We start from the raw sequence: 22,155 nt of genomic DNA on the forward strand, positions 1-22,155 counted from the left end.
TCCCTCCCGGGCGATATCCTTCAGGCGTAAAGACCATATTAATTACGTCGCCCAACCGGTCAAATCACTTTTGTAAAAATTGAGAACTATTTCCGGAGAAAATTGGAAGAAAACAAAAGAATTTTTCGAAGTTTTTCAAAAGAAATTCCAGAAAAGGATTCATGATTTCACTTAAAGATCCGATGCAATTTTGCTTTAAGGATTAATAATTTATTTCAAGACCAAAACCTAAAAGGTTTTACAAGAGCCTTTTAAACAATCTCAGTCATTTTATTTTTTATAATAAGAAGAGAAGAATAGCCCATTCATTCAATACGGATCTTTATTTTCTTTCTACACTTAATATATATTATTTTGGAAGAAGTGTATGAGTTTGATTCGATTTCTTATCTATCCGATATTTTTTTTAGGAACATCCTGTTCCTATTTTTTATTTGTACATTTAGGCATGGAGCCATTATACTCCAGCTTCATTTGTTTTGTACTATTAGCATCTTTCGTTTTCTATTTAGAGAAAAAGTTGCCTTATGAGCCGGATTGGAATCGAAATCTAGGAGATCTTTCTGCAGATATAATTCATAATCTTGTGAATTTCCTTCTGATATTCTTAACTTATAAGATTATAGAAATCCTTAACTTCAAAATTTCAATTCCTTCTATTTGGCCAAGTAAACTTCCCTATTTTTTGCAGGTGATTATTGCAGGGATATTCATTGATCTAGGAATGTATTGGATCCATAGACTTAGTCATTCTATTCCTTTTTTATGGAGACTTCATTCAGTTCATCATAGTTCGGAAAGACTGTATTGGTTAAATGGAGAAAAAAGACATCCTATCCATGCAATGCTGGAAGGAACTCCTGGAGTCCTATTAGTGTTTCTTTTAGGAGCTTCTTCAGAAGTGGTTTTGGGATGGTTGAGTATTTTAAGTTTTCATCTAATGTTCCAGCACGGGAATATAAACTATAGTGCTGGATTTTTGAAATCTATCTTCTCTGTTGCAGAACTTCACCGTTGGCATCATAGGAAAAAATACAGAGAAACTCAGGTGAATTACGGCGCCGTATTTTCTTTTTGGGATAGTTTGTTTGGAAGTTCTTTAGGTGGAGAAGGTTTCACAAAAGGTGCAGAAGTCGGATTAGAAAGAGAAACTAGTTTTCCGAAAGATTATTTGGGACAACTTACGGAGCCTTTCCGTTAAATCTTTTTATCACGCAAAGGCGCAAAGAAAAGAAGGTCTTTTCTTTCTTAAGATTCTATCTTTTGTCCCTTTGTGATCTCTGTGTGCTCCGTGCGAATTTTTTGGGTTTCGCACAGAGGTCACGAAGAACACAGAGAAATTCAAGTTTACTAAACTGCGGCAGTGATGCGCAGACCTTTAGTCCCGGCTTGGCCGGGATGAGCGCGGCTGCGCGAAGTCGAAGCAGCACGGTTCGAGCGAAGCGAGAAGCCGCCCTAACCCTTTTGAAAGTTGCAAAAAAGTTTCGATTTTAAAAGAAAAAGGAAATCGAATTTAAAATTCGGAATTTCAAGTTTCTTGCAAATGGAGACGGGTGTAAAATTTTATCTTTAGATGAGTTCGTATTTTTCTCCAGGAGAATCGGAACAGTCCGGAATGATCCTCGGTCTGCCCAAGGCAAAAAAAGGAGCGAGGGCATTGGTAGTTGCTGGCGGAGGAATGAAAGGTTCCTTTGCAGGCGGAGCATTGTATGCGATCAACCAGGCTGTACCTTCTACATACTTCGATCTAATTTTGGGAGTTTCTTCCGGTTCCTGTGCAGCAGCATATTACACCACAGGTTACGAAACAGACCATGCACATGGTTTGAAGATCCTGGATATTTGGAGAAAAGAACTTACCGGCAGCCAATTGATCTCATTCCTAAATCCTTTCCGGGGAAAAACTTTTTTAGACCAAGAATACTTAATAGATTATTTATTCGGGACAAAGTACAGACTTCCTTCCGAATATTTGGAGAAGAAGGAAACTTCTCCTTTTTATGTGGTGGTTACGAATCTTGCAAAAGCAAGAGCAGAATATGTGAAGGCCACTGCTTCTAATGTTTTGAATTTGTTAAAGGCAGCAACTTCTTTGCCTATCGCTACCCGAGGAAAATGGAAATTAGGCGGGCAATATTATGGAGACGGAGGAATTTCCGATCCGATCCCTGTGGAGTCTGTTATCCAAGCAGGTTATAAGGATATTACGGTCGTACTAAATAGTCCCGAGGATGAATTTTCCGATCCGATCCCCGGTTTCCAAGGTTGGCTTTCTTATCCTTCTAATAAAAAACTTTCTCATATGATCACCAAAGTGCATCATACTATGTACAATCGTGCGGTTCGGATCATCCATTCTCCACCCAAAGGAGTGAAGATCAGAGTGATCTCTCCGGAAGAATCCGAATTGAGCATGGTCACCACAAGTTCCAAACTTTTAAATCGTTCAGTTAGCAAAGGTATGGAAGCGGGACAAAGATTGGTCGCGAACATGATCGCTGAAATTTCAGGACTCAAAAACAAATCCAAACTTTTGAGAAAACTTTTTATTCCAACGATCCGGCCAGAAGACGGTCAAAGCTGATCTTTAAGCGGCTTCTGAAAATCTGATCTTCTTTAGATCCTCCTTTCTTCTTAATTCGGAAATTGCAAAGTAATACGCTTTTCGAACGGAATGTTCGCTGAGCCCCAAATACCATCCTATCTTTTTGAAACTTTTTTCTTCCGTTACAGATCCGCATATTTCACGTATTTGTTTTCTCGAAATTTTCCATCTTTCTGAATTTTCAAAATGATGGATTTGCATGTTTTGGTAGAGTCTGGAAAGTTTTTCGTTTAATTCTTTTTTCCTAAGCCAGGATTTTCTTTCCTCGTCTATATCTTTTGCAAAATAATCCCTGAGCTTTAGTCTTTTCTTTTTGAGTTTAGAATAGAATAATCTGGATTCTTTTAAACTCAAAGGGATCCTATGTTTTAATTTTAAGATAAGAGAAGCAACCGGATCCATTTCAGAAAGAATATTTCTGACTAAACGTGTAGTTTCCTGAGTCTGGCTTAATATCTCTTTTGTGAATTCGGATCTTGGATCATAAAATCTTTCGAACCCATCGGATACAATTTCACTTCTATGAAGTCGGATCTCTTTTCTTCTCTGGTTCAATATTAGATTTTTAGTATATGTTGTGAAAAATGCAGGAAAATTGGAATATCCTCTTTCCTTGAATAGATGTAATACTTCCTCTGCGTCCAAAACCAGTTTTAGGACGATCTCGGAACAGGAATCTTCATCCAAACGATATTTTCCTCTGGCGAGTGCCCAAGCCCAGATCCACGCTTCTTTTAGGAAATTTTCGGGATTTCCTTCTCTAAAATAAAATTCGACGGAAGAGATAAGTCTTTTGTCTTTTTCGGATATTTTTTCCATGATCGGATTTCGAAATAGAAGATCCGATCTTCTATAAATATAAAAATGGAACCGTTCGTCTTAAGTCCTAAATCAGCAACTAAGACGAACTTTTTTAGATTTTTTTAATTGGCGATGCCTACCGTAAGGTTCGCGATATATCCTCCGGTAGAAATATCCTCGGTAATTGTGCACAATTCCAAACTTAGATCCGAGATAGAGTTATTAAATATATTATCATAACAATTTCCTGGAACGGAAGTGTTTTGACCATGGGCCGAATAGAAAGAAGTAGTATATACGGTTTTTGTAATATCTTCCGGGAAAGCGATCTGAGAAGTTGCAACGAGCCCATTATTCAGATAGACTTGAAAATGGATATGGGTTACTCTTCCCGAATACCAACCTGGATAGATCGTTGTAAAATTTACGATCCCTGAACTATCAGTGAGCTGAATTCCTCTGCAGAATGTTTCCCCAACGTAGTTTTTGGTACCCAAGTATCCGGATTCATTATATCCCGAATAGTAGCCGTCCTTATCACAATGCCAAACATCCACTCTTGCGTTCGAGATAGGATTACAATTATCGTTTATATTTTGGATCGTTAATACAAGACTCAAAGGAATTCCAGTTTTTCCTTCCGTAATATCTTGGCGGAAATAAGAAGAATTAGAACTCAGATCCAAAGGATAAGGACCTTCCGTTTCTCTTGGGATCAATGCACATACGGAAGAGCTGGAAACATCTGCCACATTGCAGGAAGAAGAATCCAGAATTCCTTGCAATAGTCCCAGATTAGCTGTGGAATTATCCTTTTGAGAATTACAGGAACTTGTAAGTCCCGTAAAAACGGCGCCAGATACGAATATACTTTTCAGAAAATCTTTTCTTTTCAATACAAACTCCATATTCTCCCCAATTCGAATGAGAGAATGATCTAGATATTTTTTGCATCTAGTTAAACCCGATCATGGAAGAAAGTTCCCGAGAAAAGATGGAAGAAAGTTTTTCACAAAATAAAAAACATATTCTTCGGATAATAATGTCCCTTAAGGATGAAAAATCCAAAATGAAACTAAATCGAATTCTATTAGGTCGGAATAGAAAACAAATTCCTGCAAGAGACAAACATTATGAAAAAACTAATTTTATATTCTGCATTAGCATTTACCTTAACCGGAACAGCATTCGCACAACCAAGCGGTGGGCATGGAGGACCGCAAGGAGAAGATCCATGTAAAACGGAAAGACAAACGTATTGTAAGGATTCTAGACCAGGACATGAAACAGATCGTTGTTTAAAAGAATACATGTCCAAACTATCAGAGACTTGCAAAAATCATATTAACGAAATGTTATCTCGTTTCGAAAAATTCAGATCAGCATGTGCTTCAGATGATGAAAAATATTGTAAGAACGTAGACCGAGGACCTGCTCATATGAAATGTATGAGAGAAAACGAAAGTAAACTATCCGCAGCATGTAAAGCGGCGCTTCCACCTCCTCCACCCGGAAATAGAATGTAAAGTTTGCGAAAACTAGGCAGGTAAAATTCCTGGATCGTATTCATCCGTAGGTAAAGGAGTACATCCAGGGATTTTGCTCCAATCCGGTTCATCCCCAATATGACGATAAGAATGGGTCCAGAGGATCCTATCTTTCAAAACTAAAAACACTCCGGGCATTCTAAGTAGATGCCTACCCTGGACGCCGTAAAAATTTCCTTTTGCAAGAGCACGTACCGCGCTTACCCAAACTTCCGGACCTGCTAATTCTATTAAATTGCCTTCCTGCACCTGAATAGATTCGTAAAAGGAAGCATTTGGATTTGAGATTGCTTTCGCTTCCGGCCAAAATCTGGAAAAAAATTCTTCTCCTTCTCTCACTGAGTCCGGATACACAAATAAAATAGGGGGAAACGCTGCCATTTCGGAGCTGAAAATGCGAAGGTCTTCCACAGTTTCTCTGCAAAATATACAACCAAGATGCCGTAAAAAAACGACCAAACTAGGTTTTTGAGGAAGATTGTCCCCGAAGCTTGGGCCTGTTAAATTTCTCCCTTCGACCTGGGATTCCAAAATTTCTTTCGGTAGGAATTTCATCTCTCTTTCAAATCTTCTACGATACCGTAAAGGAAATCGATTGCTTTTCTAGTCCTTAGACGAATTTCTTTCTACAATGGATTTGCATCTTGTAGACGTTATCATCTCTCTTCTGACCCTAACAGCAATGGAAATCGTTCTAGGGATCGATAATATTGTTTTTCTTTCCATAGTAGTAGGTAAACTTCCTAAAGAGCAACAGGCCAGCGGCCGTACTATCGGGCTTTTAGCAGCCTTAGGTTTTAGGATCGGATTATTATTCACTGTAAGTTGGCTTGCCAGTCTCACAAACGGACTTTTCCAAGTTGGAAATTTTACGGTAACTGGAAGAGATCTGATCATGCTCGGCGGAGGACTTTTCCTAATTGCAAAAAGTACAAGTGAGATCCATCATAAAATGGAAGAAGGTGAAACCGATCTAGACACAGGATCTGCTCCTTCTTTTTTAAATGTGATCGTACAAATTATCATTCTGGACATTATATTTTCCGTAGATTCCATCATCACTGCAGTGGGACTTTCCGGAAATCTGATGGTAATGGTATTCGCAGTAATCATCTCACTCGTGATCATGCTGATCTTCTCCGGAAAGGTAAGCGATTTTATCAACGAACATCCTACCATGAAAATTTTGGCTCTTTCCTTTTTGATCATGATAGGAGTGATGTTATTGGCAGACGGTTTACATTTCCATATTCCAAAGGGTTATATTTATTTCTCTATGGCGTTCTCACTTTTGGTGGAATTCATAAATATGCGGGTTCGTAAGGCAAATCAATCCCCTTAAGAACCCTGGAATTGATCCTAACTTTTCGATTCCAGATAGCCCAACTCAGATTATAAAGTGGAGAAGACCAGATATTCGGAAGAATATTTCCATTCACTGCAAGTTCTAAGACTTGGTTTCTCCATTTTTTGTAAAGTTTGCCCACTTCTTCCAAAGCTTCTTTAGTGATGGGATCCAAAGAGAAATTCCTGCTTAAGCCGAGTGTATATTCTACTTTTTGAATATACTTTTCCTGCTTCTCCTTTAGTTCTGCGCTAAAGACAGAAACCGCCTTATCATAATTTTTCAAACAAAGCCTGTACAAAATTTCGTGATTCCACCAAAGAGAAGAATCGGGGCTTGCTCCAGGTTGAACAATATCTCCTTCCAAAAATGTTTTTCCAGGAATAGAAAATGGTATAAAAACCGACAAAGAAGGAATCGAACAACCTGTCGCCCAAAACTGTGAGTAAGAAGGATTCGAATCTAGTTCTGCAACAAAAGAAGAAGTGGTTTGGTTGGGAGAAAAAGGACCCCCTGCATGAAGACAAACCGAACCCATGCCGGATTGACTAGGAGAATATCCTATACTTTTAGAAGGAAAACCTCCCTGGCTGATAGAAAGAGGAACACTTCCCTTTTCCTTACCTTCTAACCTTAGTATCTGCATTGCTTCAGCAATACCCAACTTAGAACCGAAAAATTTTCCGCCTCCTGCAACGATCTCTCTTCGAACTTTACATTTACTGAAACTAGTAAATAGAGAATCCGAGAATGCTTCTTTAAAGGAGAAGTTCTCTCCCTTCTTTAACCAACCTTTTGCTCTTGCAAAATCGATCGCGTGAGAATGAAGTCCATCATAATCGGATCCTAGAGTGAGACCATTCGAGATTGCATAAAAACCTTTGATCTTCTTCCAAGCCCAATACCTGTCTGCAGTTTCCAGAACATAAGCTTCTTTAGGATCAGCGATTATAAAACTATTATGATAGAAGAAGTTCCGATTTGAATAACCTCCGCATGCATCCTGGCCAAATCTTTCCAAATATTCTATGATCAGATCTCTTGCTTCCGCAGCAGTATCGGAACGTTCTAATCCGAGGCGTAATAGATCCATTCCGGTAAGACCATCATTCTTTTTCTCGATCTTAAGTTTTGTGAATACTGCCTCGTTCCCGATCACAACACCTTTTGAATTTGCTCCCATCTCCGCTCCCCACATATGAAGAGGACGAGAGATCAAAACTTCCCTTGATTTTTTAGAATTAGGAACATCGATGAAGGTAAGTCTTTGCTGACTTTCCTTGGATATTCTTTCAGGATATCGCACCAGACATTGAGGTTCATTCGGCTCTCTGTCTGAATTTTTTCCGAAGATCATTTTTCCGGAAGAAGTGGAATCCGGAGTTGCTACGAAAGTATCACACATGGGCAGTGATACTAACTCTTCTCAAAAGAAGAGCAAGATGTTTTTTAGTTTAGAGAACTTCCAAATATAGCATGGTCATATCATCTTTAGGCGGAGAAGAATGTAGTCCTAGAACGGCTTCTCCCAAAGAATCCAAAAATACCCTGCCGGAAAGAGATGTATAGTCTCGGACCAGATCTATGAATGCTTCGTTGCCGAAAAATTCTTTTTCTTCTACATAAAACTCGAACATTCCATCCGAGAATAATAAAACTCTATCTCCCGGTTCTAATATAATTTCATAATCTCGATTGAATAATTTAGGAAGTGCAAGTAGTACTGTTCCTTTTCCAGTTAATTCCTGTACAGAACCGTCCGCCTTTATGATAACCGCAGGATGATGTCCTGCATAAGAATAGGTCAGACTTTTTTTCTCCGAGTCCAATCTCATATAAACTGCAGTGATAAAAAATCCACCTATCATACTCATCAAAGATTCATGGATCAGGGTTAAACCTTTAGAAGGACTTTCCGCAACAGGAGCAATCGTCTTAAAAGCCATTACTGCCATCGCAGAAACCATTGCTGCGGAAACCCCATGACCTGCAGCGTCTGCAAAGAAGAAGTCAAGCTCCCCTTCCTTACCCAGATTCGTTTTGATCAGGTCCCCACCCACACTTTCTAAAGGTTTAAAATAAGAATAGATCCTAAAATTCCCAGCTTCCGGAAATTCAAGATCCACAAGACCTTTTTGAGTTTTCTGAGCGATAGCCAATTCTTCCTCTATATTGATCTGGAATTTTTCCATCTGCACATCCGCTTCCAATAAGGTTTCGAATGTTCTCATTCTAAAGCCGATCACAAGAACTGACAAAACCCCGGAAGAGATGAGACCAAAATAATACATCCCTACATCTATCTTAGGGTTTTTTACATGTATCCCGACAAAGAACGCAACCGCTATGAAAAGAAGAAGGATCGCAATCAACACCCTACGATTATTAATAGAAACTCCGGTACTGAATACAACGAGTATCAATCCGAATAAATAGCCCAAATATAAACCATTTACGTATAAAAGATAAAATGAATGGATACTCATCACTGCGAAATGAAAGAGCAAAACAGATTCAGAGTATTTTTTGAATTTTTCGAATTTAAAACTTAAGAATAAAGAGATACAGATGAGAGTCACATGAGAGATCCTCATCCATCTTGGATCAGAGAGGCCTTCCGAAGAAGGATCGCCTAACAATAAACCGAATCCCGCGAAAAAAAGAAAAAGGGACATCGCGAAACGAAATCGCGAAAGAGATTCCTCTGATAAAAATTCTTTTACGCTTGTGATTGCCGGCGTTTCATTTGTTTTGTTGGAAGAATTGTTCCTTGTAGACATCTGGGATCGCTACCGGCTTACCTGTAGAAAAATTAAACCATAACAGTTCCGCTTTTCCAGTCAACACGCATTCCCCTGCCTGATTCCACATGGAACAAACGATTGAAAAAGATCTGTTCTTAACGGATTCCAATTTTACGGAAATATCAATCGTTTCCGGAAAACGAACCTGCTTTCTATAATCCATTTCAATATGAGTAAGGACAGGTCCTCCTTCCATAGGTTTTTGAGGAGATTCCCAAAGGCCCATATCATCAAAATAAGAGGCCCTTGCAGTTTCGAAATATCTTGCATAGACCACATTATTTACATGACCAAAGGCATCCATATCTCCCCAAGCCACTTTTTGTTGAACACTGTACGGGTATCTTTCCGGTTTAGACATAGAGCTAGAAAAATCGATAGGAGAAATTCTGGAAAGGAAAGAATTTAAACGAAAAATTGATTTATGAAATGGTTTGTAATCAGGACTTTTTCAAAAACTGTTTATATTTTTGAAATGCTTCTTCGTATAGATCGGGTGTAGCAGATTCTTCTAAACTAGAAAGAAACACTTCAAACCCGGATAAAAGAGTCACCACTTCAATCTGATTCTTACCATCAGAAATAAAAAAAGCAGACTTTTCAAATCGAATGGACTCCACTTCTTTCCAAAGGATCCTTTTATGCTTTCGAAAAACTCCTTCAGACAAAAGTGCATTTTGTTCTAATACGATTCTATAATTCTTACAATAGAATATGAGTAAAATTCCAGCCAAAAACAGTAGAAAAGAAACCGAGCATACAATTGGGTCCGGAAAACTGAAGATCCCATTCTTCTGAAAAGTAAAATATGTATCTCCTAAAAGGACGATTGGAACTAAGGAGATTAAAAAGAAACCAGCCAATCTATAAAATATGGGCAGCCTCAAATAACGTTTTGTATTCTTTCGAAGCTGAAGCTTATCTGTATGTTTAATCAAATATTCGAACGTATATGTAAGGGAAAATGCGAACACGGACCCAAGTATCAAAACCAGGGCCGCTTCTTTTGTGAACCATTCTATATTTATAATATTCATGATCTAAGACGATTGCAATGGAAGGTTGCCTATAGTCGCTTACGCTCCTGAAGCCAGGCCAATTCCTTTGTTTTTTACATAATGCCAAGTGGAAGGCCTGACTATAGTCGCTTCGCTTCCTGCAGCCGGACAAATCTTTATTTAATCTACAAAAAACTTTTTGGAAGGTCCGCCTGTAAGCCGGATTTTGTACTCTTACGAGCGATGATCATTTATCTTGGTCTTTCAGTTACCGAAAAGACTCTTTGCTCTCTACCCACGGCCCTGCAGAACCAACGATGGCCGCCTATTCGAGATTGCACCCGGGAGGGTTTACATTGCCCGCTTTTTTACAAAAGCGGCGGTGGGCTCTTACCCCGCCATTTCACCCTTACTAGAAAACTAGCGGTATATTTTCTGCTGCACTTTCCATATCCGGTTTCTTACGATCCCGAACTCCGGGAATTACCCGGTCCCGCGGTTCTATGGTGTCCGGACTTTCCTCACAAACTCTCCGAATGAGGGAAAATCCACTCGATCAGAAAAGAAAGCGCGACCATCCGGCAGACCTTCCAAAGCGAGTTTAGAAAAAATCTAAAGAAATGCTATTCGTTTTTTAGGCTTGGGCGACTCCTTCGCTTCGCTCGGACCGGGCTCTACGCTCCAATCAGCGCCGCACCATTTCATGTCGCGTCGCCGGATTTCTGCTTTGATCCCTGTCGCGAGGTTTTTCACACAGAGACACGGAGCCACAAAGAAAGCTTACCATAATAATTCTCCGCGCCTTTGCGTCTCTGTGTGAAAATGCAGCTAATAATGTCGCTAAAATGTAAAGAAATACTCCCCTTATCTTGCAACATTTTCAAGGGTCCGATCTCTAATAAAACAATGTCATCCAAGAATATACAAAAACCTCATCCTGGAAGTTCTGAATTAGCGAGAAAAGCATTACGCTGGTTCGGAAGACTCTATGGATCCTTATTTTATAAAACAGAAGTTTATGGATTAGAGAATGTACCTCAAACTGGAAAGGTTCTGGTACTCTCCAAACACCAAAGGAATGATGATATTCCTCTGGGACTTTCCAAGGCATTATATCATAGAAGAATGGATATATGGGCGATTATGAAAGATTCCCTCGCTGCTCCTATATTCATGGACTATTTTCTAAAATGCGGAGGGATTCCTCTCAATAGAAAAGAACCAAGAAAAAGTAAGAACGATCTTCTATTTGCTAAAAAAGTACTCAACGAAGGCAATATGCTCGTGATCTTCCCGGAACAAACCACCATCCCTTATAAAATGGGAAAAGGCCGCCCGGGCGGATTCAGATTTATTGTAGGAAAACCAGAAGAACCACTAGCAGTTCTTTGCTTGGGATTAGAATATAAGCCCAGAGGATTCTTGCGTAGGACCAGCTTCATAGTCCGAGCTGGAAAACTCAGACACTTTGAGCCGGATATGGACCATGAAGATTTCCTTCACGATTGTATGCATGAGATCGCAAGCCTGACAAATCTCAAATACCCATTCGAACAGGGCAAAAAGACAAACGATCCAAATGGGGATTTAGAACTTCTCGAAACAATCTCTTAATACCTTCCTAATAGGGTGGAAGGAACTCCTAACACTTCTGCCCATTCCCCAAAAAGGCCATAATCGTTAAACTGAGGGCATGTTTCAAACAGCGTGCCAACTGGCCCCCAAACCTCCTTATATCGGAATTTCAGAGTCGAAATTTGAAAAAAATCTAGTTTTTCCCAGAAACTTGGCACGGCGCTTGCACTATATTAGACAAAGCCCCGGCTGGGAGATAAAAAGATGAACAAATTAATTAAAATTGCCTTAATTTTAAGCATCTCCACTGCAATTTATGCAGAACCTGAAACTAACGTGATCGAAAGTTCGCTCAAGAACTACACACCGGAATCAGATGTCCAGCTAGCAAATAAGCTTACTGCCCTGGGTAGCTTAAAACAAAAAACCAGGGACTATGAAGGTGCAATCGCTTTTTACGATCAGTCCTTGGCCGTGAGAACAAAAATCGGTGATAAAGAAAGTTCTGGATATGCCCTGGTGCTTTATCTGAAATCAATCTCCGAATTTCGTCTCGGTAAATCCTGCCAAGCTTTAGAGAACATTAAAGAAGTTATCCATGTATACCAAAAGATTGGTGACCTTGATTCCGCTCTTCACGCAGAGGAAGAAGGTCTTAAAAAATACCAGGAAGCATGTAGCCTGGCTTTTGCGAAACAGCCAAGCCTGACTCTAAACAAGGACTAAGAAACAGCCGGAAATCATCCCATCTCTAGTTCTAACTTCCCTGGTCCGCCCCTTTCGGGGCGGGCGCTTTTTTTGATTTGACTCTGATTTTTTCCATCCTAATCTTACAGGAATTCCTGGGTTGGGATGACTCCCTTTCTTTCCCGTCCAAAAATACGTTTCTTTAGTTTTTTCTGATCCGCATTCGTGCTATGATAAAACTTTGAGAAGCCATAAATAAAAATCCGCGGAGGCTTTACATGAAAATCGTTTTTAATTGGAAAAACTTAGATCATTCCGGAACGGCAGAAGATTATGCCGGAAAAAAATTAGAACGAGTCTCTAAATATATACAGAAGTTAGTTTCGATGGAAATTTCATTCGAACAGGTGCACGGGTTGATCAGCGCTAATTTAAATTTAGCCGCGGACGGAAGTAAATTTAACGCACAACACGAAGACAAAGATATTTATTCCTGCATAGACGGCTTAGAAGATAAGATCGTAAAACAAGTAAGTAAACATCACGATAAAAAAGCCGCTCATTGATGGACCAAGACAGGAAGTACGAAGAAGCGATAAAACATTTATCCGAAGGAGAGTTCGAACTCTCTCGAAACATATTCGACTCCCTATTGGAAGAAGATCCTGAAAACCCCGAGCTCGCCTCGGGGTTTTATATTTCTTCTTTCTGGGATCATAGAATAGATCGGATCCATCTCACAAAAGAAGGAAGAGAAAGAACAGGACTTCTATTAGAATTCCTGAAAGACTTCGATTCAGTTTATAAAAGTAAATCATTTCCAAAAGAACTCTCTTATCATTCAGCTATGAGTTCTATTCTGCAAGAAACCACCGACCAAGTTCGTATCGCTCTCCGAAAAGAAGGAATCCAATCACTTTCACCTGGGCTCATCGCAGAACTTGCGTATAGACTTTTACTTGCAGAAGACACGGATCTTGCATCCGAAGTGTTGAGAGATTCTTCCGGGTTGGAAAGATTTTCTCCCGAATTATTATTTTTCAGAGCGGAATGTACTTATTTAAGTGGGCAACAATCGCAGGGACTTTTGCTCTACAGAGAAGCTTTTCTAAAAGAGCCGAGCGCTATTCGACTGGAATCTGTTCGTTCAGAACCTATCTTCTCCGCTATCCAAATCCTAAGAGAAGAATTTAAAGAAGAAGGTGAACTGAAAGAAGCATTGCCTGTTCTTCTTCTTGAAAGAGGGGTATTCAAAGAGATCCGCAAAATGAGCGATAAGGAACTGGAAGCATATCGTTCCGAATTGTTCAGGCTTAGAGATTCTTTGGGACTTCGTAAGGGAGGAACTGAATTTAAGGTAAAATGTAGAATGATCCAACTCTGTTGTGCATTACTCGATTCCAGAACTTCGATCCTTTATGGAGAAGTGGCTCAAGAAGCAAAACGTATCCTGGATTCTTTAGATCCAGGATTGTATCATAAAAGGTTAAAAGTTACTTAGAAGTAGATTCCAGAACGTGGCGGATTTCCTGAGCCGTTCTATAATCCCCTTTTTCTATAAAGTATTGCTCCAAAGAACCTAAGGTCTTAGAAGCTTGGGGATTTTTGGAAATCTCAAGTAGATGACGTGAATTCAAATCCACATCTACTCTTGCTGAAGAAGGAAGATCCACGAATTCGCGGTCTTCGCCTACTGTGAGAGTTCCGGATCTTTCTGCCAAACTTGTTTCGTTGGAAGAAGAAAAACGACCTACTGTAACTGCGAGAACTAAGATTGCGAGAGCTGCGCTGAGGGAGTATTGGAAGGAACGGTTCCAGACAAAACTGCGGGAGAACTTGGACCAAGAGGTTTCTTCGTCGAAGCGGACATCTTTGAGTAGATTCTCTAATCTCAGATTGAAGTCCTTGGAGAGGTTGATATCCTTCATTTGTTCCGTTCGCAGTTCAGAGACTGCTCGAACAAGAGAGTTTTCCAATTTGACATGATCCGGATCTTCTTTCTGAAAAATAGAAGAGAATCCGAACTTTGTTCCCTGTTGTTTACTTGTTTGTTTTTCCATACCTTACTACCTAAAAAAGCCTTCGCTCTTCCCATCTTTCATAATCAGATGTTTCAAAAATTCCTTTGCCTTAAAGAGCCGGCTTTTGACTGTTCCGATATTCGTTCCGAGAATCTCAGCTATTTGTGAATAGGACATTTCCTCGAAATACCGGAGCTCGATGACTTCTTTGTATATATCCTCGAGTTCGTTGATTTTGTTGATTAGATAGTTACTCTCGTCGGAAAGTTCTACTTTTTTTTCAAAGCTAATACGATCGTCGGTAACCTGGAACTCGGAATCGTCCATGGAATTCTCCCTGGCCCTCTTTCTTTTAGCCAGGAGGTCCTTGGATTTATTTACCACGATCCGGTACAGCCAGGTATATACCCCTGATTCTGCCCTAAAATTGCGTATGGAGCGATATCCTGAGATGAGTGCGTCTTGGACGATATCTTCTGCATCATCCCCATCTTTTACCATGGAGACAGCCTTTCTGTACAATCTTTCCCTATAAGGGCCGGTAAGCTCTATGTATGCCTTGTCATCCCCTTCTTTGATCCGTTTTAGAAGTTGGATTTCTTTTTCTCTTACGGTTTGTTTGCGTTGAGGATTGTCGGTTTCGATCATTAGAAGCCTTTACGACATAGGTAGGCTCTTCCCTGGCCTTTGCAATAAAAATATGACGTAAGGAATTGAGCGCTTACGTATGCGATTTTAGGATTTTAACCTTCTAAGAAAAGATTGATGAGTATTAAAGACTCTGTCAGTTCTAGAGGATCTCTAAAACGTATCCCGTATAAAAACTTTTGTTTGGAGTCCACCTGCTTCGGGATTTTCCAAACTACGTCGCCTAAAAATTCCAAACGTTTGCCGGATCTTCTTTCTATAACTGAACCTTCGATAGGAATGGAGCCCGGAAGATCTTCCCCACTCATTAAAATACAAATGCCCGATTCGGAAATATTACCTAACTTTCCTTCTAATGTGATAAGTCCGGAATCCACCTGCACGATATACTCGTCGAAATCTCTGGGATAAAATCTGGGACTCCTAGGTTTTTGGTCGGGCTCGCTCATCGATAAGGGTTCAAATTAGAAACGAATTCGACAAGTGTCCAGCGTTTTACTTTTTTCAGAAGTCGAAGTAGATAAAAGGGATCTCTCCATCCGGACTTAAGATCGCAAAACAAAATGCAATCAATGGATAAAGAGAAAATTCCAACCAGACTGGGATCTTGAACTCTTTTCCTTTTTCATAAATTAACCAGCCAATATAATGTCCAATGATCACACAGAGTATTGCAGGTACACCTTGCTTTAACATATAAGGTCTAAGTTCTCCGCTTTGATACACATACATTCCGTGTATCATTTTCAGAGCGGATTCTATATTTGCAGATCTGAATATGACTCCGAAGGTGACCGCCACAGCGCTCGCATATAAAACTCTAATAGGGGTTAGTGCCTTATCCCAAGAATCTGAAATTGTAAGGTTTGGGAACCATTTCGCTTTCCATTCTTTTAATACAGATTCTATTAATAGAAATCCGCCTTGGATGGAACCCCAGATAAGGAAGGTCCAATTGGCTCCATGCCAAATTCCTCCCACAAACATCGTGAACCAGACATTGAATCTATGACGGAATAGTCCTACACGATTTCCACCCAAGGAAATATACACATAGTCCCTGAGCCAAGTGGAAAGAGTGATATGCCATCTTCTCCAATGTTCAGTAACCGATTGAGAAATATAAGGCATTCTAAAGTTTTCAGGCAGCTCGTAACCGAGAAGAAGAGCAGCAGAATATGCCATATCAGTATAACCGCTGAAATCACAATATACCTGTACCCAGAAAAGGAATGCACCTAACCAAAGTGCTTCCGTAGAATATACATCCGGATTTTTAAAGATCAGGTCGGCGATGGGAGAAATATTATCCGATAATACAACCTTCTTAAAATAACCCATTAAAAAATAGCGGATCGCTTTTCTGAAAGGGATATCTTCTATCTTCTTTTCTGTTTGTAATTGAGGTAAAAAACTTTTGGCAGTAACGATCGGTCCTGCTACCAATTGAGGGAAGAAGGAAACGAATAGTGCAAATCTAATGAAGTTTTTTTCGGAAGGAATTGCGCCTCTATATACATCTATCGTATAACTCAAACTCTGGAATGTATAAAAGGAGATCCCTACAGGAAGAACTATTTTAAGAATAGGGAATAAACTTTGGAAACCTAAAGTATGCAGGAACACATTTAGGTTCTCACTTAAGAATCCGTAATATTTAAAAAAACCTAAAATGAATACAAGGTTCAGCACTAAACTGATTACGATCAACCTTTTGCGTAAAACTTGATCCTTGGACTCGAAGATCAGATCCGCTAAAAAGAAATCGATTACGGTGGATAATAGGATCAATCCTCCGAATTTCCAGTTCCAGCTCATATAAAAGATATAACTCATGATGAGCAGGAATATATGAATGAGTGATTTACGTAGTTTCGGCTCCGGAATAAGCGCCGGTAAAATATACCAATGGGTTACGAATACGAAGGAGAAAAAAAGAAAAAATTCAAGTGTGGGAAAGATCACGTAGGTTCCCTGTCAGAGGGCAATCGCCCCTAAGAACGGCTTTATAATTTAATCCGTCTTTCGGTCCAGAAATATCGAGACTGGAACTAGGTCAAGGGATTCTCTTTCCTTTATTTGATCGGTTTAGGACAGGAATTTTTCAGTCAAGATTTTGCCTCACAAAAAGGAAGGAAGAATGTAAATCTCTTGCAAGATTTTTTCCATACTTTAATCGTAGTTTCGCATTCCATTCATATAAAGGAGTTCCGTTTTCAATGGTGAAAAACGTTTTAAAAAAAATCATCCTGACCTTGGTACTGGTAGGAGTTAGCTTCGGTTCCTTGGCGAACTGTTTCGGAAAATTCGCGCTTGTTAGAGTTTTCTACAATGCTAACGACGGGATCAATGTAGGCGGTGGCCTTCTTGCAAAAATCGTAAAAACGGTTCTATTCTATATTCCTTTCGGATTTTTAATGGCAATCGGTGGATTTATCGACTTTATTCTTTTCAACTTGATCGAATTCTGGTCTGGAAGCAATCCAGTAGGACTAAACGAGTATGACAAAGAAGGAAGATACGCGAAATCTTTCGAGCAAGACGGAGAAAAACTGACTTTGGTTTATACCGAATTCGGTTCCAGATTGGATCTGACTGCTGTTTCTAAAGAAGGAAAATCAGAAACTCTGACTGCATTCCGCTCTCAGCCTGGAAAATTTTTCGTAGAAAGAGAAGGACAACTTTCCGAGATCGAAGTTACTTCTCAATCAGTAGGATCCCAAGTGATCTTAAAACTGACTGAACAAGGTAAATTAAAATCTTCTAAAGTAGTTGAAGCTCAAAATTTACAAGACCTTCAATTGAGAGCTTCCGAGTCTCTCTAATCTCTAAAGAATGGTCCGTCCTCTCGGGCGGATCATTTTCCTATATATCTACTCTCTATCTTTAAAACGGAATTTTTTCCAAGCCCACGTTTTGCAAACCATCTAGGATTTGCTTCCACTGCATACATTACCTTTTGGGTAGAATGATACAGGACCTGAGTTTGGTTCGGAGCCATTTCGTAAACGTCTACTAACTTCTTATCTTTCGAAAAATAACCGATGCTCAAAGGAATTAAAGTATTCTTCATCCAAAAGGATAAATGATCCTCGCTAGGAAAAATGAAGATCATTCCTTCATTCTCTCCTAATTTTTTACGGAACATCAAACCTCTTTGTCTGGACTCGTCGGTGTTTGCCACTTCTACAAGGAGTGCGTGTTCTCCTATATAGATGGTGGTTTTTTCTAAGTATAGGGGAGAATTGTACTCTCCCCAACCTGCCATAGGAAGACAGATTAAAAACGATAGAAGTAAGAATCTGAAAGTTTTCATGAATCCTTAGAAATTAGGAGGACGTTTTTCTAAGAATGCTCCCATTCCTTCTTTGGATTCTTTTCCAGAGAATAGATTAGAAAATTCCTTTTTCTCCAATTCCAACCCTTTAGAGAGATGAGTATCCAGACCGTTCTGAATGACAGATTTTGCGACTGCGACTGCGATCGGTCCTTTTTTCAGAATGGATTCTGCAGTAGCTTTTGCAGTGGCGATCAGATCTTCACCATCTTTAGTAAGTTTATTTAATATACCAATCCGATAGGCTTCTTCTGCACCGATCATATCTCCTGTGAAGATAAGTTCTGCTGCCCTTCCGTAACCGATTAGTCTCGCAAGTCTTTGAGTTCCACCAAATCCGGGGATCAATCCAAGTGAAACTTCAGGAAGCCCTAATTTTGCTTTTTCGGAACCTATACGGATATCACAAGCAAGTGCAAGTTCAAGTCCTCCACCCAATGCAAAACCGTTCACTGCAGCAATAGAAACTAACCTACTCTTTTGGATGCGATCAAATGTGCTTTGTCCTAAAGCTGCAAACTTTTCAGCTCCGCTCACATTCAATTCTTTCATTTTAGCGATATCCGCTCCGGCCACGAATGCTTTTCCTTGTCCGGTAATGATCACTACGCGGATAGATTCATCTTTTTCTAAATTACTAATCTCGCTAGTTAATTCGTTCAATAGTTCTTCGTTTAATGCGTTTAACGCAGAAGGGCGGTTGATCTCTAAGATCGCCAGCTTGCCTTCTTTTTGTAGATGAATCAGTGATTCGCTCATATATTTACTCCATCTCGATGATCAGGAAAAGTGTGTCGTCTTCGAACTCGGCGTCTCCAAAAAATGCGGAGAGTTCTACTTGGACGGCTTCTTTAAACTGTTTTAAATCGGTAAAAGACTTATTTCTGTTCAGGATTTCAATTAGGCCTTCACTTCCAAGCTGTTTTCCTTGTGGATTTCGGTTCTCTATCAATCCATCGGTGTATAAAAACAACCTTTCTGCAGACTGGATCGGCAAAGAAACCAGTTCAGCGATCGGCCTTTTGATCCCAAAACCTAATATACTTCCAGTAGTTTCAATTTCCCTAAAGTCATTTCCATTCTGGGAATGCATTAAATAAGGGTGCCCCCCGTTTGCGAAATGGATCTCTTTGGAAATGAAATCAAAAAATATATATACTGCAGAAGCATGATGGGACTTGAATTGCCGGAGAAGTGTCTCGTCCAAATATTCCAGCAGTCGGACTGGATGGAGTTTCAGGCGATAAGGCATGGTCGCTACCATAATTTTGATAAATGATGCGACTAACGCAGAAGCGATCCCGTGACCTGCAATATCGGTTAAGAAAACTCCTGTGTTTCCTTCCCTTAATTGTATAAAATCGTAAAAATCCCCGCCGATCTCGTTGGGAGTGGATCTAAATACCTCGTATTTAAAACCTTTGATACTTATATCTTCCGGAAATAAAGTCTCCTGCACTTTTCTGGCAATCTGGAGTTCATGTTGCAAGAATCTATACTCAGAATCCAGCTCGGAAGAAATACGAACTAACCTTCGGACAATCACAACAATCGTAGTCCCGATCAAACTTAAGATTAGATAAACTACATCCGGAACGAATAGAACTAAAGGAAATCCAGGAAGTGGACCGTTCTTGAGTTTAAAATAAATAAATCCAAGATGTAATACGATAGAATAAGTAGCAGTTAAGAAACAACCTTTTACTTTCAGACGGAACATTTGGAATAAGACCAAAAATCCAACTAGAAGGAAATAATTATTATAAAGTTGTAAACTATGAAGATCGTCGAAGCTATAGAAGGATTCGTTTAAGATCAACATTACCAAAAAGATAATGCTAAAGTTTGTACCATGAATGACTGCAGGCAGATATTTTCTTTGGAAAGAAAGAACTAAGCTAAGTATATTTAAACTTAAGATAAGACCGAAGTAGATGGTCCCATGAGCTGATTTCTGTATTTCAGGGATTAGAGCTAAAAAATAGACTAAAAAGTGGAGAAAAAAAGCGAGTCGAATGAATGATTGATCGATACGGACAAAGTCTTTCCACGCACTTACTTCCCTGTAATTGAACTCAGTTTCCAGGAAAGACCAAGGGTTGAGTATTCCAGCTTTTTTATTGGATAGATTCATCTAATATAAATTCGTAAATTTCCGATCCGTTAAATCTGATCTTCATATTGAAGCCTGACTGAAGATATCGGTCTAATTTTTCCGCCAATTCCAAACCTTCTTTAGAATCCTTAATATTAGAATAATAGAAAGCGGATGATTTTGATTTATAATTATACGGAAATCTTTCGTTAATCAGTAAAGTTACGCGAAATCCGCCGGGTCTTGTCTCTAAAACGATATGACTCACATCCTTGCGATTCAAGATCCTCTCGTCTATAGGAAGTTCCCAAGGATTGGTCACATCCGAAAAGATCGAGACTCCATAAAGAAACAAAGCGACTATACATAACAAGAAAGATGTCCTAGCAATATTGCGGGGAAATCTGCAAGTGTTATAAAAAGAGACACCGGTCTTCATGAGAGACAGGCACAAATCTTACAAAGGGCCTATGAAATGCAAATCAATATCCCTATCTTTCTCTTTCTGATTTTTTGCGATGCAAAGAAAAATACTTTTCGTTCTAGCTCAAGTTTTGCACATTCAAAGCCGCATGTTTTATGGAAAGAAATCCAAGCTAAATATTGAAATGTGTCGATTGTTTGTCGTATTCCTTCTTGTTTTTGAAACCTTCTACTCCTGCAAAGAAGAGTTAGGAGATCCAAATCCTTATGCCGAAGTTCTTTCTTCTACACCTCTCTCAAAGATAGAAAACTATGTCGGGTTGGGATCTGAAGATTGGTCCTTAAGGATCTATAATCTAGACAAACAAGCCTTAGATTATGTGAATGAATTGAATCGAGTGGATGGATTTACCGAATCGCCCTCACCTGTTAAAAATTTTGAAACATTCAAATCTACTCTGTTAGATGCTCTGAATTCTCAAACAGGACCGGTTGTTTCTCTTCTCCAAAAAAAACTGCTTCGAATTTATGTATGTGAGAATTTAGGCGGTTCTGCAGTTACGGGATTAATTCGTAAAGAAGGCAAATCGATCGGCGGTTTTGTGATCTTAGATGTAAATACTCTAAATAGGAACGCAAACGATTGGATCAGTTATAAAGAAAACTCTACATTCCAAAAAGGAAATATAAAGATACGAATTCGGATAGAAGAGGAAAAACAAAATACTAAGGCCAATGCACTTAGTTATATTTTATTACATGAATTCGGGCATATTCTCTCAGAAACTGAAAATATAGGTCCAAGTTTTTTTTTGGCAAAAAGATCTTTTAAAAATTCTGAATTTTACAAAGCAGCTTGGAAATCGGAGAAGGTCAGCTATTTCGATGATTCCACTTTTATTCTGAGGCCTCAGATCCGATTTTATTCTGAATCACTTTCTTTAGACGAGAACTGGGAGAAAATTTATCCGATCCTCTCTAAAACACCTTTCCCTACATTATATTCGGCAACAAACGCAGATGATTTTTTTGCGGATTCTTTCGTTTCCTATGTGCATGTAGTTTTAAATAAGAAACCTTGGGAACTCGAAATATTAAAAAATAATAAATCGATTTTTAGAATGGAGAATGAGATCCAAAAGGACTCTTTGTTAGAACAAAGAAAAATTATAGAGAAGATAATTTTTCCTTAATTCGTTTTGGCACGCGAAGGCGCGAAGACCGCTAAGTTTTTTTATCAGTAATTCCAAGATCTTCTCATCTTGGCGC

25 protein-coding genes and 1 other RNA gene are annotated in these 22,155 nt (G+C 39.3%); 10 read left to right on the forward strand and 16 right to left on the reverse strand.

Annotated features, from left to right (window positions below; all coding sequences use genetic code 11):
• Positions 1 to 367: 367 nt before the first annotated feature.
• Positions 368 to 1,201, forward strand: a complete 834-nt coding sequence (locus EHO65_RS04830; protein ID WP_135773042.1) for a sterol desaturase family protein — start codon at positions 368 to 370, stop codon at positions 1,199 to 1,201.
• 372 nt (positions 1,202 to 1,573) lie between these two features.
• The gene (locus tag EHO65_RS04835; protein WP_135773043.1) at positions 1,574 to 2,584 is read left to right on the forward strand and encodes a patatin-like phospholipase family protein; all 1,011 of its coding nucleotides are present in this window, start codon (positions 1,574 to 1,576) and stop codon (positions 2,582 to 2,584) included.
• 3 nt (positions 2,585 to 2,587) lie between these two features.
• Here the strand turns inward: EHO65_RS04835 and EHO65_RS04840 are convergent, their stop codons facing one another.
• Together EHO65_RS04840 and EHO65_RS04845 are read right to left on the reverse strand one after the other, a co-directional pair.
• Positions 2,588 to 3,424: an RNA polymerase subunit sigma-70 gene (locus tag EHO65_RS04840; protein ID WP_135773044.1), complete on the reverse strand. Its 837-nt coding sequence runs from the start codon at positions 3,422 to 3,424 to the stop codon at positions 2,588 to 2,590.
• Positions 3,425 to 3,528: 104 nt separating this feature from the next.
• Positions 3,529 to 4,302 carry an intradiol ring-cleavage dioxygenase gene (locus tag EHO65_RS04845; protein ID WP_167482007.1) on the reverse strand — a complete coding sequence of 258 codons (774 nt, stop codon included), beginning with the start codon at positions 4,300 to 4,302 and terminating at the stop codon, positions 3,529 to 3,531.
• A 237-nt stretch (positions 4,303 to 4,539) separates the two neighbouring features.
• On the opposite strand from EHO65_RS04845, the gene EHO65_RS04850 reads away from it, so the two are divergent.
• Positions 4,540 to 4,932 (forward strand): hypothetical protein, encoded by a 393-nt coding sequence (locus EHO65_RS04850; RefSeq protein ID WP_135773046.1) that lies wholly within the window; start codon positions 4,540 to 4,542, stop codon positions 4,930 to 4,932.
• A 12-nt stretch (positions 4,933 to 4,944) separates the two neighbouring features.
• Here EHO65_RS04850 and EHO65_RS04855 read toward each other — a convergent pair whose 3' ends face one another.
• Positions 4,945 to 5,508: a SelL-related redox protein gene (locus tag EHO65_RS04855; RefSeq protein WP_135773047.1), complete on the reverse strand. Its 564-nt coding sequence runs from the start codon at positions 5,506 to 5,508 to the stop codon at positions 4,945 to 4,947.
• Between the two features lie 76 nt (positions 5,509 to 5,584).
• Between EHO65_RS04855 and EHO65_RS04860 the strand changes: the two genes are divergently transcribed.
• Positions 5,585 to 6,295, forward strand: a complete 711-nt coding sequence (locus EHO65_RS04860; protein ID WP_135773048.1) for a TerC family protein — start codon at positions 5,585 to 5,587, stop codon at positions 6,293 to 6,295.
• Here EHO65_RS04860 and EHO65_RS04865 read toward each other — a convergent pair.
• The 5 genes from EHO65_RS04865 to rnpB form a co-directional block, all read right to left on the reverse strand.
• The gene (locus tag EHO65_RS04865; protein ID WP_135773049.1) at positions 6,255 to 7,703 is read right to left on the reverse strand and encodes a peptidase C69 family protein; all 1,449 of its coding nucleotides are present in this window, start codon (positions 7,701 to 7,703) and stop codon (positions 6,255 to 6,257) included. The two genes, EHO65_RS04860 and EHO65_RS04865, sit on opposite strands and share 41 nt — an antisense overlap.
• 49 nt (positions 7,704 to 7,752) lie before the next feature.
• The gene (locus EHO65_RS04870) at positions 7,753 to 8,937 is read right to left on the reverse strand and encodes a PP2C family protein-serine/threonine phosphatase (protein ID WP_244243442.1); all 1,185 of its coding nucleotides are present in this window, start codon (positions 8,935 to 8,937) and stop codon (positions 7,753 to 7,755) included.
• 103 nt (positions 8,938 to 9,040) lie between these two features.
• The gene (locus EHO65_RS04875; RefSeq protein WP_135773051.1) at positions 9,041 to 9,463 is read right to left on the reverse strand and encodes an acyl-CoA thioesterase; all 423 of its coding nucleotides are present in this window, start codon (positions 9,461 to 9,463) and stop codon (positions 9,041 to 9,043) included.
• Positions 9,464 to 9,542: 79 nt separating this feature from the next.
• Positions 9,543 to 10,139 carry a hypothetical protein gene (locus EHO65_RS04880; RefSeq protein WP_135773052.1) on the reverse strand — a complete coding sequence of 199 codons (597 nt, stop codon included), beginning with the start codon at positions 10,137 to 10,139 and terminating at the stop codon, positions 9,543 to 9,545.
• A gap of 160 nt (positions 10,140 to 10,299) precedes the next feature.
• An RNA gene (rnpB, locus tag EHO65_RS04885) (RNase P RNA component class A) lies at positions 10,300 to 10,690 on the reverse strand.
• Between the two features lie 316 nt (positions 10,691 to 11,006).
• Here rnpB and EHO65_RS04890 point away from each other — a divergent pair.
• The 4 genes from EHO65_RS04890 (at position 11,007) to EHO65_RS04905 (ending at position 13,863) form a co-directional block, all read left to right on the forward strand.
• A complete protein-coding gene (locus EHO65_RS04890; protein WP_135773053.1) occupies positions 11,007 to 11,714 on the forward strand; it encodes a lysophospholipid acyltransferase family protein in 708 nt (235 codons plus the stop codon).
• 225 nt (positions 11,715 to 11,939) lie between these two features.
• Positions 11,940 to 12,401, forward strand: a complete 462-nt coding sequence (locus tag EHO65_RS04895) for a tetratricopeptide repeat protein (protein ID WP_135773054.1) — start codon at positions 11,940 to 11,942, stop codon at positions 12,399 to 12,401.
• A 239-nt stretch (positions 12,402 to 12,640) separates the two neighbouring features.
• The gene (hpf, locus tag EHO65_RS04900; RefSeq protein ID WP_020771476.1) at positions 12,641 to 12,928 is read left to right on the forward strand and encodes a ribosome hibernation-promoting factor, HPF/YfiA family; all 288 of its coding nucleotides are present in this window, start codon (positions 12,641 to 12,643) and stop codon (positions 12,926 to 12,928) included.
• Positions 12,928 to 13,863 carry a tetratricopeptide repeat protein gene (locus EHO65_RS04905; RefSeq protein ID WP_135773055.1) on the forward strand — a complete coding sequence of 312 codons (936 nt, stop codon included), beginning with the start codon at positions 12,928 to 12,930 and terminating at the stop codon, positions 13,861 to 13,863. The genes hpf and EHO65_RS04905 overlap by 1 nt, the downstream gene beginning before the upstream one ends.
• Here EHO65_RS04905 and EHO65_RS04910 read toward each other — a convergent pair.
• The 4 genes from EHO65_RS04910 to EHO65_RS04925 all read right to left on the reverse strand — a co-directional run bounded on the left by EHO65_RS04910 (position 13,856) and on the right by EHO65_RS04925 (position 16,996).
• Positions 13,856 to 14,422, reverse strand: coding sequence for an LIMLP_12425 family protein (locus EHO65_RS04910; protein ID WP_135773056.1), 567 nt, complete (start codon positions 14,420 to 14,422; stop codon positions 13,856 to 13,858). The genes EHO65_RS04905 and EHO65_RS04910 overlap by 8 nt on opposite strands.
• A gap of 6 nt (positions 14,423 to 14,428) precedes the next feature.
• Positions 14,429 to 15,031 (reverse strand): RNA polymerase sigma factor, encoded by a 603-nt coding sequence (locus tag EHO65_RS04915; protein ID WP_100722851.1) that lies wholly within the window; start codon positions 15,029 to 15,031, stop codon positions 14,429 to 14,431.
• A gap of 95 nt (positions 15,032 to 15,126) precedes the next feature.
• Positions 15,127 to 15,480 (reverse strand): PilZ domain-containing protein, encoded by a 354-nt coding sequence (locus EHO65_RS04920; protein ID WP_135773057.1) that lies wholly within the window; start codon positions 15,478 to 15,480, stop codon positions 15,127 to 15,129.
• 55 nt (positions 15,481 to 15,535) lie between these two features.
• Entirely contained in the window at positions 15,536 to 16,996 is a 1,461-nt protein-coding gene (locus tag EHO65_RS04925; RefSeq protein WP_135773058.1) for an MBOAT family O-acyltransferase, read from the reverse strand.
• Between the two features lie 254 nt (positions 16,997 to 17,250).
• Here EHO65_RS04925 and EHO65_RS04930 point away from each other — a divergent pair, with 254 nt between their 5' ends.
• Positions 17,251 to 17,856 (forward strand): DUF3332 family protein, encoded by a 606-nt coding sequence (locus EHO65_RS04930; protein WP_135773059.1) that lies wholly within the window; start codon positions 17,251 to 17,253, stop codon positions 17,854 to 17,856.
• A 32-nt stretch (positions 17,857 to 17,888) separates the two neighbouring features.
• Here the strand turns inward: EHO65_RS04930 and EHO65_RS04935 are convergent, their stop codons facing one another.
• Genes EHO65_RS04935 through EHO65_RS04950 form a run of 4 tightly spaced genes read right to left on the reverse strand, consistent with a single transcriptional unit; the run spans position 17,889 to position 20,902 of the window.
• Complete coding sequence (locus EHO65_RS04935) at positions 17,889 to 18,299, reverse strand: DUF192 domain-containing protein (RefSeq protein ID WP_234008472.1); 411 nt, start codon at positions 18,297 to 18,299, stop codon at positions 17,889 to 17,891.
• Positions 18,300 to 18,353: 54 nt separating this feature from the next.
• On the reverse strand, positions 18,354 to 19,127 hold the full coding sequence (locus tag EHO65_RS04940; RefSeq protein WP_135773061.1) for an enoyl-CoA hydratase-related protein: 774 nt from the start codon (positions 19,125 to 19,127) through the stop codon (positions 18,354 to 18,356).
• Between the two features lie 4 nt (positions 19,128 to 19,131).
• The gene (locus EHO65_RS04945) at positions 19,132 to 20,502 is read right to left on the reverse strand and encodes a PP2C family protein-serine/threonine phosphatase (RefSeq protein ID WP_135773062.1); all 1,371 of its coding nucleotides are present in this window, start codon (positions 20,500 to 20,502) and stop codon (positions 19,132 to 19,134) included.
• A complete protein-coding gene (locus EHO65_RS04950; protein ID WP_208743991.1) occupies positions 20,486 to 20,902 on the reverse strand; it encodes a hypothetical protein in 417 nt (138 codons plus the stop codon). Before EHO65_RS04950 ends, EHO65_RS04945 begins: the two co-directional genes overlap by 17 nt.
• 169 nt (positions 20,903 to 21,071) lie before the next feature.
• Here EHO65_RS04950 and EHO65_RS04955 point away from each other — a divergent pair, with 169 nt between their 5' ends.
• Positions 21,072 to 22,079 carry a hypothetical protein gene (locus EHO65_RS04955; RefSeq protein ID WP_341867365.1) on the forward strand — a complete coding sequence of 336 codons (1,008 nt, stop codon included), beginning with the start codon at positions 21,072 to 21,074 and terminating at the stop codon, positions 22,077 to 22,079.
• Positions 22,080 to 22,155: the final 76 nt, after the last annotated feature.

The sequence above is a fragment of the Leptospira andrefontaineae genome, from assembly GCF_004770105.1.
GTDB lineage: Bacteria > Spirochaetota > Leptospiria > Leptospirales > Leptospiraceae > Leptospira_B > Leptospira_B andrefontaineae.